This window comes from Bacteroides sp. AM07-18 (genome assembly GCF_003602695.1).
Classification (GTDB): Bacteria; Bacteroidota; Bacteroidia; order Bacteroidales; family Bacteroidaceae; genus Bacteroides; species Bacteroides uniformis.
In genome coordinates this window covers 58,639-71,282 of record NZ_QTLM01000020.1, presented here as the reverse complement: position 1 = coordinate 71,282, position 12,644 = coordinate 58,639, and the positions used below count along the sequence as shown (strand labels likewise).

Genomic DNA, 12,644 nt, shown 5'->3' with positions numbered 1-12,644 from the left:
TTGCTGTCTCGCCATAGGTAGCGTTCAGCATCCGGTCAAGACCGTCATAAGTGAATTTGTAACCGCGGACTGTACTTTCGTTCCCGGACTTCCAGGTCATGCTGCTGATATTGCCATTGTACTTCGCTGTACCCACACCCGTGTTGTAGTACAGGTTCTGTGTGAAGCATGTACCGCTGATGCCCGTCAGCCAGCTACGCAGGTTGTAGGCATATGTCAGTTTGTTGATGCTCGTTCCGTGATACTGCTTGGTCAGCAAACGACCGAAGTTGTCATAAGTGGCATCGTACAGAGTGATTGAAGTGCCGCCAAGACTATGCTGCACTTTACTTATTCTGTCCGCATGGTCGTAGGTATAGGTATATACTTCCGTGCGCGTGGTCTTTCCGCTGGCAGTATGTGTATGTGTCACAGTGTTCGGCTTGCCGGTAAAAGTATAAACAGTGTTCGTCGTATCATAACCCTCCAGCAAATTGCCTTGAACCGTTTTTGTGATGCGTCCCTCAAAGTCATAATAATTAGCCGAATAAAGTTTTGTACTGCTGCCAAGAACAGTGACTACACTACCGGTGACATATCCTTTGGCATCGATTGTTGCCGCAGGAAAGCCGGCATTATCGAAACCGGTCAGACTACGGAAGGCATAGTCGTCATAATAGTTTACTCTATGGACTTCGGGCGACACCAAGGCGAAGCTTGATGTATATCCACTGTTACCCAAACCGCTGTTGCTATTCACCCGTGTACATGATACAATAACATTCGAAACTGCAGCCGTATTCGTATTGGAACAAACGCCCTGCACTGCCAGACGATGGAACTTATCATACAGATAGAAACTCCACTGCTTAGAGGCATACTGCTTGCCATCCTGGGAAAAGATCATATTGTCTGCCTTATCGTACACATAGCTCACAGCAGAAGCACCTGGAAGCTTTTTCCAATTACAACGGTTACGGTTGTCATATTTGTACTGGAAAGCATATTGATCCAGGTTTGACACACTCTGATACATCGGTTGTAATACGAAGCAAAGGTTATCCAAATCGTTATACACATAATAAGTATCATGCTGCTCGCTACCCTGCATCTGGCGTTCCAGCAATATATGGCCTTGTTTGTCTGTGAAAGTATAAGAAACATGTTGGTCTTCGTCAATACGTTTCACCACGCGCAACTGTCCGGCTGCATAAGTACCGTTGTTGACAAGTGCCCCAGACGAACTTACCGAATAGTTAATGCAATTCACATCGGAAGAATTAGCCAGATAATCCATAGTTACAGGTTTTGATGCCCATGCCGCTCCCGGAGAGTATCGCTTCAGAATGCGGTCTAATGGGGAAACACTGTAAACAGGCTTGCTGTAGGGACGGGAATCACTTGAATAGTTGCCCGGAGCCGCACTTTTGATAGCCGAAGGAGACATATAAACAGAGGAGGAAACAATTGGGAGCCAACTCTCCGAACGACGTCCTGCGCCATCATATTCTTGTAACGATATCAAATTACTTCCGGCAGGAGTAATTCCCTTTTGTACCTTCTGGAAGAGACGCCCCAAGCCGTCATAATAATCATAACTTGCCATATACTTGCTACCTGCTGCTGCAGTCATAGCATGAGTGCGAACGTAATTCTGCGAAGTGCCGTCAGGAGACCACTGATAGAAGTACGAGGCAATAGGATTTTGGTTATGATCCTGCACATCAGATAAATCACCCAAAGCATTATAGAGATAGAAATCCTTAAAACCAGTTGCTTTTCTTATCTCCTTCAGCCCATAAGAAGGATTGTGAAGCCAGGTTGTGACCTCGCATTCCGGGAAGGACGTTTTCAGTGCATAGAGGGCCGTCGTATTGGGTGAACCGGCAGAACACAAAGCATCCAAACCTGTTGTTCCGAGCCGAGACACTACTTCCGCATAAGTGATACCTTTGAGACGGGCAATCGGCAAAGAATATTTATAGCCCCACAAATAGACCACAGACATGTTGTCGGGAGTAGTAACTTCCACCGGATTCCATTTACTATCATACCTATAAGAAACAGTTCTTTTCTCAGGATACAAACTACTATATTCTTCACTGGACTGCAAGGTGAATTTAGAAAAGACGTCCCCGTACGTATTATTCAGATACAGCGTCGCTCCTCCCGATGTTCGTTGGTAGTTCTGTACAGCATCAAGCACGTTATTAGCCTTGAATTCATCTTTGTAGGAAGAAACATCCGCTGCATAAGCATAGCTTTCCATTACATAGCCCGAACGGCTGGTACTTGTGCGGCAAGTAGCTATCTGGTTACGACTGTTGTAGGTATACAGTTTTTCCTGCGTCACCGGTACACCATGGGCATATTCCGTCGAAACTTCCCGTTTTAACCGTATATCATAGGTAAGATGCGGATATAAAGTTATCTCAAAACGTCCGTGATAAGCCAATGGATTTCTAAAGCTCACCGTCTGTCCTCCGATGTTTTCATTATAGGTGATACTGCCGGAATAGCAATTAACCGGACCCACATAGTTGTCCCTTACACGGATGTTGGTCAATTCTTGCCACTTGTTTGCAATCTCATATTCATAGGTGTCTTCCCATACCAAGATATTACCGGCATCATAGATGCTCTTTTTCAGTAGTCGCCCATTATAGTTGGCAGGCATATAAGCCAAGGTAGCATCATAATCCTGGCCGGCTATGTTACTGAATACGAGTTCCTCTCTCCCCGCATCCAGAAAATCGCGCTGCTTGACGACACGGCTGTAACCTACAGGATTGGCATTGGGCGTAGAAGCTGGTGGAGTTTGCGCCTGAGCATAAAAACGGCGGAAAGTGTGGTAACTGGTAGAAGGGCGTATCACTCCTTCAGGAGTTGTGGTATAGCTTCCGCGCCGGACATTAAAATCATCATAGAACTTGACTGAGAACATCAGAATGCCAGAGGTCTTGTGATTCTCGCTTTCATACAAGTAACCGGTACGTTCCAACACTTCACCTGTATTATTCTTTTTAGTAATGGTCTTGATTCTCACTCCTCCGCCAACTTTCTGCAATGTGTCTTTGTTTACTGCAGTTCCACCGCCTCTATAGGTCAAAGTAGCAGAACTGGCATTGCGGGTAGAATAACCTTGATTGGTAACTGCAGAACTCAATGTACTTGTCAGGACATAATCTCCCGCTTCCAATGTGAACGACTCGTTGACATGATACACATGCCCACTGGTATTTTGTGAAGTCACTTTGTACGATTTAATGACACTTCCTCCGGCACCGAGTTTCCGCAAAGTGGTTCCGGAGCCGGTGACTTGATTGACTTCATAATCGGGAAAATTGACTTGAGCATCCACCGTCACTACCTGCGTGGTGGGCAGAGTGAAAGTAGCGGAAGGCGTCACTATCAGGTCGTTGTTGTTGACAGTATTGACACCTTTGACTTGTGCGTCATACTTATTCAAATCCTCTGCAGAAATGAAACGATTGTCTCCTACAAAAGTGTGAGGTTCAAACTCAAACTCCACACTGCCGCCCGTAGGATATGTGATTTTCTTCAGCATATTGGCCGTAATATACTCCCGGCTACAATTTCTGACAGCGGTAGAACCGGATAAAGGAACATTCGTCAAACCTTCCAGGGAGGGAATCAATGTATGAACACGGTTTGTAAGCGTGGAAGTATTCTGCTGTCCATTGTAATATCCCCAATAGTCTATGGCAAAAGAAGTCTTATAAGGCAAGTTCACAGCTTCATTATAAGTGAATGTATGCTTTTCACCCTGCGAAGTGCCATTTTTTCGAAGTACAGAAAGCAGTTTCAGACGTTTACGAAGTACGCTGGTGGGTATGGTAGACGACGACCCATAATCGTCCGATGACAAGTAATTACCGCCGACTGATTGTTCGGGACAAATGAAGTAATCATAATTGAACTGGTAAGAATACACATCCTTCCCGTCCAACTTACTCTTTATTTTCATGTTTGTCAGTTTTCCGGTAGTTCCCGGATAGCGGTCTTCACGACTTCCCATCTCGAAAATCACTTCTTCCGTATCGGTTTCTATCTTGCTTAAATAGCAAGTCTGTGAAATGCCGGCAGTAAAGTTCCGTTTTATATAGTCATTGTCCGGAGGAGTACCTACGGTATAATACTCCGACATAACAGGCACCGAATAGCAACTGGCGGTAACATAGGTTAGAGTGATAGTATGTCCCGTCACATCCGTCATACTTGTCAGCATATAAGTCAAGGGAGCATTGGAAGTTACAAATGCATAAGGCCTGAAGGCATAAGATGTGCCTGCTTCATCTGTAATGATCACTTTTTCAGCACTATGCCACACTTTACAATTCATCCTGGAACCGATAATGACAGGAGTCTGACTTTTGGGGTGCAAGAAGTATTTGAATGATCTTCCTCCGGGCAATGCAACTTCAAATATATCTCTTTCACCTTGCCCTATAAGGCCTTCATTAATAATTCCATTGGTCGTATTACTCGTATTGGGGTCGAACATTAAATTTCCCCACAAATTCATCAGTTCCTCGGTCCCCGAACGGTAGTTCAACGTATCAGCACTCTGTACTTTCCAGTGATATTTTATTTTCTCCCATTCAGCCCAAGTAGCAAATGTACCAGAGGTCGCGTCTACCTTGCCCACAGCATTAAGGTTGACGCACCCTCCTGCCAAAAGATTCCAACCAAGACCTACCCACGTAGCTTCTTGAGCCACCTTGACTCCGCTCGCATGATAAGACAACGTAATGGGTAGTTCTATACGCCCACATTTAAGGGTATATAGCGGTATAGAGATATCAGGTGTTCCTGTGTATTCACTTACAGGAATGTTTCCATACAATTGCATACCTGCCGCTTCGGGAATAGCAGGTACATAATCATTTATCCGCAGAAGATGATTATTCATATCTCCACCGTCCTGTGCACATACCGACTGTGTTGTGCCAAATAACATAAGAAGAGCTAACAATACTTTGATTCTATTTTTCATATTCAATGAAATTTATATATTTCTTAAATAAGTGCGCCTGAAGTAGGTATTTCGGCTTCCGGCACACTTTTTTAGTTTTGTAATACTGTTTTTACAGTGGCATCGCCTGCACGCCCAGCACACTGGCTATGGTGGCAATGATGGTACCCACAATTTTCAAGATATCTTTCCAGGTTTCTTTGCTTATTTTCATAATTCCATGTTTTAAAGATGATTGTTCTAAAATTCTTTACTTACCTCGAAGCACGGACACTGCTTCACCCACTCCCACGGCTCCACCTTCCCGTCACCGTCCAAATCGGGACTGAGGTCGCGGTGGCCGCATACACGGGCGTTCCGGAACTGTTGTAGCAGCTGGTGCACCAGCAGGTGCAGGGCCGAACGTTGATCCGGCGTACGGGTATCCTTCGGATTTCCCCGGGCATCCAGCCCGCCTTCGTAGCAGATACCTATCGAATACTTGTTGTGACCGCGGCAATGCGCACCGGGCAGTTCCAGGGAACGGGTTCCGAGCACGGTACCGTCTCTCCGGATATAGTAGTGATAGCCCGTCGTGCGGAAGCCACGGCGGCGGTGCTCGGACTCTAAAGCCTCGGGAGTGAGCACATGGCCCTCCCGCGTGGCGCTGCAATGCACCACGATGTAGTTGATTTTTCGCATAAGATTAGTTAGTGATTAATGATTGAAGATTAGTAATTTATGATTTGACGATTTACGATGTACGATTACTTTTCGTATCATAAATGCCTGCATAGGCGCGGTTATTTAGCAGTACGAATTTCAATCGTACATCGTAAATCGTCAAATCGTAAATGGCCTTATCCCAACGGATTTTCACCTTGGTCACCGTCGTTACCGCCCGAGCCACCGTCGTTGCCGCCCGAACCTGCCGTGTCCTGAAGGTCGAAGCGCACGCACTTCACCCCGGTCACCAGCGAACGGGTAGACACCGTATGGTCCAGATTACGCTTGGAGGTGGGCAGAAAACGCACTCGTAGTGTGGACTGGGTAGCCGACACCTTCAGAGGGTCTTCCACACCGTTCATGGTGGACTTCATCGTAAGGCGGAAAGTACCCAGACCGTCCAGCGTCACGCTCTCGGAAGACTGCAGGTGGCGAGTCATCACGGTCACCAGGTTGTCGATGACATTCTTCGAGTCACCCGTAGAGAGGGAAGACAACTCCGCAATCTCCTTGGCCACCTGCTCGGTGTCCACATTCCCCGTCAGCACCACGCGGGGATAAAAAAGCTTCTTGCCCTCTTTGTTGGCAAGAACCGACTGAAATGATTTGTAAATTACTGGCATAGTAGTTTTGTTTTAAAAATTAATAGTTTGTCTTGAAATTCAAGGATTCGTTTTTTTCAAATGAAACAACATTGTTTTATTTTCGTGTATTAAGCTTAACCACATTGCAAAGATAACGCTATCCGGAAAAGTGTGCAAATTAAAAAAACCGTTTTTCTTCATGAATTTATTCACATATCGAAAACACTATTTACAGCACAGGCTCAACAGGTATCGCCCCGGTTGCCGTATCTTGCCATGACTCTCGCGCAAGGCATAGAAGCCCTTCCACAGGGGGTGGCCGATAGCACCGAAATTACTTTTGAGGATAATGGCATACTGCTCTTGCGGAGGAATATGGAACTGCTTCAGATTGAAAAGCAGCCCGTCCAGGTTGCGGTCCGTGCCATCCTGCGGCGGTTGCAGTTGCTCTATTTTCCGAAGATATTCCCCCTCCGCGGATGGCACATCCGCGCCCTCAGTGCCCCCGGTTCCGGGGGAACTATGGAGGAGGGGATTTTCTTTGCTGTGTTGTGATGTGCTATGCTCTGCTGTGCTATGTGTACCCGATGTCGCATTTTCGGGCTTAAATGCTGCACTTTCGGCAGCGGACGGCACGCTTCCATTGGCAGACGGCACTCTCCCGGCGGCAGTCGGCGCAGCCTCGTCATCGCTCTGAGAATCATCCACCAGACAATAACGTGTGTCTATGGCGGAAGATTTCCGGCGCTTGGTACTGAACAGATACTGCCGCTGTATCTCGGCAGAAGTCAGGATGGCGTATTTGCCGAAAAGGGCGGCATTGAAAATGCCGTACTCCACAGCCAGGGCAAGAATGCGCTTCACGTCGGCAGCCGTCTTTTCATAGAGGCAGGCGGAAAGGTCTTCGTAGAAAAGCTCGTCGGCACACACGTAATAGCCTTCATCGGCATAAATACAGGAGAGGGCGCCCAGCAGAATGGCAAAGGAGCCGTCACCCTCACGTTTCATGATGCGGCGCACCAGACGGTCGTGCATGAAGTCTGTGTTCAAGGGGAAATAGTCAAGTCCCCGTTTTTTGATTCTGGACATGGTTTGATAATTAGGGGTTAGTGATTAGGGGGAGAGAGCGGCTTGTATCATTCTATATCACCTGCTTCGCATAGGCGTTTCCGCTTGCGGAGCACGCTTTCGCGCACTACCTTCAAAGCATTCAGAATAAGATACATACGAAGGGTACAGTCCGAAATTTCAGTGATGACCGGATAACGGAGGGGATTGCTTGCTGGAAGTGAGCGACGGTAGCGGGCGTTACTCATCGCCCTACGGCATTCCTTGCAATAATTGTCGGGGGCAAGCGTACGCTTGTCTACATAAAAAGAATCAACGGGCAGTTCTCTGTGGCAACATCCACAGAAACGAACATTTTTTTCAATAATCTGTTCCATAACCATTTTTTGTTAAGAATTAGTACAATAATATTTTTTTCGGCACGCCCCTGCCAAAGATGCTTGTAGGGGCTGTTTGCTGGAAGTATATATCCAGCGTATTCTATCTATACATCCAGCGCGTTGCATCTATACTTCCAACGCACCTCATCTATACATCCGGCAAGGTGGATGCCCATTTTTTCAAATTCGTAAGTATTTTTGCTAAATTCGGATGCTTCCGGATAAAAGACCAGATGTGTATTTTCCATAAATCCCTCCCTTTTATTTGCATTTATAAAACATGATATGTATTTTTGTCCCAACAAAGATAATACTGTTTTCATTTATAAAACAAACAAATCGGGAATTAAATTCTTAAATAAGACGTAAGACAGTATAAATGAGGAGATAATAGTTTCTGAATAATTTACACGTAAAAACTGAAGAATATGGCGAATGACAAAGACCCGGTATTTTGTGCGGCAGACATCATAAAACGTGCCAAACTGGCGAAAGAATTCAAGACAGACAGCGAACTTGCCGCCTTTCTGGGTATATCACGCTCCACACTGAGCAACTGGAACGCCCGCAACAGCATCGACTTCCCCCTGCTGCTGGGCAGCCTGGACGACGTGGACTACAACTGGCTGCTGACGGGAAAGGGCTCGCCTGCACATCATTTAAAATTCTGTGACAATGACTTGGTACAAGGTGAAGTGGAAATACTTCACACACCGAAAACAGCCGACCCTATGGACGACCGTAGCGTGACCCTCTATGACATCTCTGCCGCCGCCAACCTGAAGACACTGCTGGCTGACCGCCCGCAGTACGCCTTGGGGCGGATTGTAATTCCCAATATCCCTGTGTGCGACGGTGCCGTCTACGTCTCGGGCGACTCGATGTATCCCATCCTCAAGTCCGGCGACATCGTAGGCTTTAAGTCCATCCGCGACTTCACCGACGTCATCTACGGTGAAATGTATCTCGTCTCCTTCGAGCGGGGCGGCGACGAATACCTGGCAGTGAAATACGTCAACCACTCCGAACAACCGGACTGCATCCGTCTGGTGAGCTACAACAACCACCACGACCCCATGGACCTGCCGCTGGCGGCAGTCAATGCAATGGCCATCGTGAAGTTCTCGATAAGGAAGAATATGATGATGTAGAGGGCGGCATTATCACCGGAAATTTCGTAAGAAAGCTCCTGGCAAGGATTGTTTAATAAGTAAACAGAGAAATTATACAAAAAAAGCTTGTAATTTATTCTTTTATCTTATTTTTGCGATGCCATAGGCATAATAATAAGTATCCGGAAAAAAACATGCTTATTCCATCCAATAGAACAAAGAGGGAGTGCATTCTTTCAAGGTTATGTTTTCTAGTGCTTTCAGTATGGGTGTCCCTACCTTCCGCAGCACAGAACAATCCCTACAAGATAGACGATGCACTCTACCCCATCTACCAGCGGGCTTCCAAGCAGGCACGCCAGCAGGAGGGGTTGCTGGTGGCCGACACTTTGTATCAACAGGCTCTGAAACTCGGTGACAAAAAAGCACAATGCCTGGCATACATCATCCCCCTGCAGTTCTATATATCCCAAAAAGATGATAGCAAAATAGAAAAGGCATCCACTGACCTGAAAGAGATTTCACGTGCCAATAACTATCTGCAATATTATTATCACGCTTGGAGCAGCGAAATCATCTACTTCCTGAACCAACAACGCTCATTGCTCGCCTTGCAGAAAGCGGAAAAAATGAAAAAGCAAGCTTTTGCCGACAGATACCCTTACGGTATCTTCAGCTGTATCCGAACCATGGGCCATATCTACAAATCACGCGGAAACTTCGACCTCTCCGCCCAATACTATCAGGAAGCCTTGGACTATATGCTGAAGAATATGCCCGACCAGGATCCCAGCCAACTATACTCAAGCCTTGCCGAATATTACCGTAACACCCAAAAAGATTACGCCACCGCACTGGACTATTGCGAAAAAGCCTTGAAGAGCGCCAAAACAGAACGGAACATAGCCCAAGCCATGATAGAGAAATGCCTGATACTATTCCGGCAGGGGCGTATAGATGAATTCAACGACTGCTATAAAGAAGCCGTACAAATGGCAGACCGTTGCAAGCTCTCTGCCAACGTTTCCCTACTGATAGCCCACATCAGCAAGAACATACTGGACAAACAGTATGAGCAGGCCCATGCCCACGCTGACCAATTGTCCGAGAAAGGCTTGCAACAACATGCTTACATTTACGAATACGCCAAAGACTATCCCAATGCCATCAAATATCTGAAAAAATACCACCAGCAGTTGGATTCGACGAACAATCTGCTGCAACTGTCGGACATCGCCGAACTGAACACCCAGATAGGCGCCGAACGTCTGAAAATGGAAAACATACAGGCCACCTCGCGCTACCGCATCACTCTTTTCAGCATTGTCACCGGCTTTTTGCTGTTATCCCTGCTTTTCCTGATGCTCTACCTCCACCGCAAACGTAAAGTCAACCTCGAACTATGCCACAAGAACGAGGAACTTTCCGAAGCACGCGACCAAGCCGAAGCAGCCAACAAGGCAAAGAGCATCTTCCTGCAGAACATGAGTCACGAAATACGGACACCGCTCAACTCTATCGTGGGCTTCTCACAACTCATCACTTCCCCCGACGCGAACCTTTCCCAAGAGGAAAGGCAGGATTTCTGCCATCTCATACAGCACAATTCCGACCTCCTCCTTACACTGGTGGGGGACATCCTCAGCGCAGCCGAGTTGGAAAGCAACAGATACACCATGAAGATAGCGCCGCACAGTTGCAACAAGCTCTGCCGGGAAGCCATAACCACCGTTGAACACCGCAAGCCCGAAGGCGTGAAGCTCTACTACACCTCCGAAGTGGACGACTGCTACGAACTGAGCACCGACGGGCAACGTGTGTGCCAGATACTCATCAACTTCCTTACCAATGCAGAGAAACACACCACACAAGGCGAAATCCGCCTGCACTGCTCTCTCACAGAGAATCCCGGATACGTCACCTTCTCCGTCACCGATACCGGTACCGGCATTCCCCCGGAATACTCGGAAACCATCTTCGAACGCTTTGAAAAGGCTGACAACTTCGGGCAAGGCACCGGCCTGGGACTCAATATCTGCCGCCTCATCGCCGAACGGCTGAAAGGGAAAGTGCTGCTGGACAAGGAGTACAAGGAGGGGGCAAGGTTCGTGTTTGTACTGCCGGTGAAAAAATCCATTTGAAGAGCAAGACCAAAACAACAAAGGCCGCCTCTTCTGCATCCTCCGAAACATCGGTATCTGCAGAAGGGCAGCCTTCTATATAAATAGCCGTAAAGCTATGCTGATTATAAACCGAATGCGGCTTTCACCTTGTCCACATAGTCCAGCTTCTCCCAGGTGAAGAGTTCCACTTCAATGTCCTTGTTGCCTTCGTAGCGGCTCTTGAAGTGCTTGACGATGATCTGCGGCTCGCGGCCCATATGTCCGTAGGCAGCAGTCTCCTGATAGATGGGGTTGCGCAGTTTCAGACGGTCTTCTATCGCCTTGGGGCGGAGGTCGAACAGCTCGTCAATCTTACGGGCAATCTCACCGTCGCTCATATTGACGTGGCTGCGGCCATAAGTATCTACGAAAATATTGATGGGGCGTGCCACACCGATGGCGTAACTTACCTGCACCAGCATTTCGTCGGCAACGCCGGCAGCTACCAGATTCTTGGCAATGTGGCGGGCTGCATAAGCTGCGCTGCGGTCTACCTTAGAGGGGTCCTTTCCGGAGAAAGCGCCGCCGCCATGGGCACCCTTGCCGCCGTAGGTATCTACGATAATCTTGCGTCCCGTCAGCCCGGTGTCACCGTGAGGACCACCGATTACGAACTTGCCCGTGGGGTTGACGTGGTATGTGATATGGTCGTTGAACAGTGCCAGCACCTTTTCATGATGGATGGAAGCAATGACACGCGGCATCAGAATCTCGATTACATCCCGGCGGATTTGGGCGAGCATTTCCTCGTCGACCTTCAGCTGGGCGGCATCACTGTCGTCGGCAGGCTGGACGAAGTCGTCGTGCTGGGTGGAGACTACGATGGTGTCGATGCGTACGGGTGTGCCGTTGTCATCATATTCGATGGTCACCTGGCTCTTGGCGTCGGGACGGAGGTAGGTCATCACCTTGCCCTCGCGACGGACATCTGCCAGCACTTGCAGGATGCGGTGTGCAAGGTCCAGTGAAAGCGGCATGTAATTCTCCGTTTCGTTGGTGGCGTAACCGAACATCATTCCCTGGTCTCCGGCACCTTGTTCCATGGGGTCCTGTCGCTCCACGCCGCGGTTGATGTCGGGGCTCTGCTCGTGGATGGCGCTCAGCACGCCGCACGAATTGCTCTCGAACATATACTCGCCTTTGGTATAGCCGATTTTCTTGATTACTTCGCGTGCGATGAGAGGCATGTCAACGTACGCTTTGGTTTTCACTTCTCCAGCCAGCACTACCTGACCGGTAGTAACCAGAGTTTCGCAAGCTACTTTCGAACTGGGGTCGTAGGCCAACAGTTTGTCAAGCACAGCGTCCGATATTTGATCGGCCACTTTGTCGGGGTGTCCTTCAGACACCGATTCGGATGTGAATAAATATCCCATTTCAGTTGAGAATTGATAGTTGATAATTGATAATTCAACGAATGGCGGAAGGAGGTGTGTGGAGTAGATGCATCCGGCACACAAACGTGCCGTCAGAAAATGATGTGTTTTAGCATTTTTTTCTGTGGTTGCAAGCTACTCAAATCTCTCCACATATCGTTTTTCGGGGGCAAAGATAGTGCAAACCGAACGCAGAACAAAATGAACTTGTTCATTTTTTATGCTGAGGTGCAGCCTATCTTCGCTTTCCGGAGGCAAAGATAAAAAAGAAATCTTGTATCT

10 protein-coding genes are annotated in these 12,644 nt (G+C 47.8%); 2 read left to right on the top strand and 8 right to left on the bottom strand.

Annotation, left to right across the window (positions count from 1 at the left end; all coding sequences use genetic code 11):
- From DW096_RS19615 to DW096_RS17755, 7 genes are all read right to left on the bottom strand, one after another.
- Positions 1-4,912: DUF6443 domain-containing protein (locus tag DW096_RS19615; protein ID WP_233555729.1), on the bottom strand; the 4,912-nt coding region annotated here is incomplete at its 3' end.
- A gap of 175 nt (positions 4,913-5,087) precedes the next feature.
- A complete protein-coding gene (locus tag DW096_RS19330; protein WP_005825315.1) occupies positions 5,088-5,189 on the bottom strand; it encodes a smalltalk protein in 102 nt (33 codons plus the stop codon).
- A 26-nt stretch (positions 5,190-5,215) separates the two neighbouring features.
- Positions 5,216-5,656 carry an N-acetylmuramoyl-L-alanine amidase gene (locus DW096_RS17775; RefSeq protein ID WP_118931174.1) on the bottom strand — a complete coding sequence of 147 codons (441 nt, stop codon included), beginning with the start codon at positions 5,654-5,656 and terminating at the stop codon, positions 5,216-5,218.
- 158 nt (positions 5,657-5,814) lie between these two features.
- Positions 5,815-6,303 (bottom strand): HU family DNA-binding protein, encoded by a 489-nt coding sequence (locus DW096_RS17770; protein ID WP_005825310.1) that lies wholly within the window; start codon positions 6,301-6,303, stop codon positions 5,815-5,817.
- A gap of 186 nt (positions 6,304-6,489) precedes the next feature.
- The gene (locus DW096_RS17765; protein ID WP_118931175.1) at positions 6,490-7,353 is read right to left on the bottom strand and encodes a DUF4373 domain-containing protein; all 864 of its coding nucleotides are present in this window, start codon (positions 7,351-7,353) and stop codon (positions 6,490-6,492) included.
- A 47-nt stretch (positions 7,354-7,400) separates the two neighbouring features.
- A complete protein-coding gene (locus tag DW096_RS17760; protein ID WP_008662326.1) occupies positions 7,401-7,715 on the bottom strand; it encodes a hypothetical protein in 315 nt (104 codons plus the stop codon).
- A gap of 101 nt (positions 7,716-7,816) precedes the next feature.
- The gene (locus DW096_RS17755; RefSeq protein WP_022400608.1) at positions 7,817-7,960 is read right to left on the bottom strand and encodes a hypothetical protein; all 144 of its coding nucleotides are present in this window, start codon (positions 7,958-7,960) and stop codon (positions 7,817-7,819) included.
- 180 nt (positions 7,961-8,140) lie between these two features.
- On the opposite strand from DW096_RS17755, the gene DW096_RS17750 reads away from it, so the two are divergent.
- Both DW096_RS17750 and DW096_RS17745 read left to right on the top strand, forming a co-directional pair.
- Positions 8,141-8,863 carry a helix-turn-helix domain-containing protein gene (locus DW096_RS17750; RefSeq protein ID WP_120028817.1) on the top strand — a complete coding sequence of 241 codons (723 nt, stop codon included), beginning with the start codon at positions 8,141-8,143 and terminating at the stop codon, positions 8,861-8,863.
- A gap of 155 nt (positions 8,864-9,018) precedes the next feature.
- Positions 9,019-10,965, top strand: a complete 1,947-nt coding sequence (locus DW096_RS17745) for an ATP-binding protein (protein WP_057089644.1) — start codon at positions 9,019-9,021, stop codon at positions 10,963-10,965.
- Between the two features lie 104 nt (positions 10,966-11,069).
- On the opposite strand, the gene metK is transcribed toward DW096_RS17745, so the two are convergent.
- Positions 11,070-12,362 (bottom strand): methionine adenosyltransferase, encoded by a 1,293-nt coding sequence (gene metK, locus DW096_RS17740; protein WP_120028825.1) that lies wholly within the window; start codon positions 12,360-12,362, stop codon positions 11,070-11,072.
- Positions 12,363-12,644 lie beyond the last annotated feature (282 nt).

Bases quoted from the DNA above. Each gene is read 5' to 3' on its own strand.
- DW096_RS17765 (WP_118931175.1), bottom strand. From the start codon at position 7,353: ATGTCCAGAATCAAAAAACGGGGACTTGACTATTTCCCCTTGAACACA.
- DW096_RS17755 (WP_022400608.1), bottom strand. From the start codon at position 7,960: ATGGAAAATACACATCTGGTCTTTTATCCGGAAGCATCCGAATTTAGC.
- DW096_RS17775 (WP_118931174.1), bottom strand. From the start codon at position 5,656: ATGCGAAAAATCAACTACATCGTGGTGCATTGCAGCGCCACGCGGGAG.
- DW096_RS17750 (WP_120028817.1), top strand. From the start codon at position 8,141: ATGGCGAATGACAAAGACCCGGTATTTTGTGCGGCAGACATCATAAAA.
- DW096_RS17760 (WP_008662326.1), bottom strand. From the start codon at position 7,715: ATGGTTATGGAACAGATTATTGAAAAAAATGTTCGTTTCTGTGGATGT.
- metK (WP_120028825.1), bottom strand. From the start codon at position 12,362: ATGGGATATTTATTCACATCCGAATCGGTGTCTGAAGGACACCCCGAC.
- DW096_RS19330 (WP_005825315.1), bottom strand. From the start codon at position 5,189: ATGAAAATAAGCAAAGAAACCTGGAAAGATATCTTGAAAATTGTGGGT.
- DW096_RS17745 (WP_057089644.1), top strand. From the start codon at position 9,019: ATGCTTATTCCATCCAATAGAACAAAGAGGGAGTGCATTCTTTCAAGG.
- DW096_RS17770 (WP_005825310.1), bottom strand. From the start codon at position 6,303: ATGCCAGTAATTTACAAATCATTTCAGTCGGTTCTTGCCAACAAAGAG.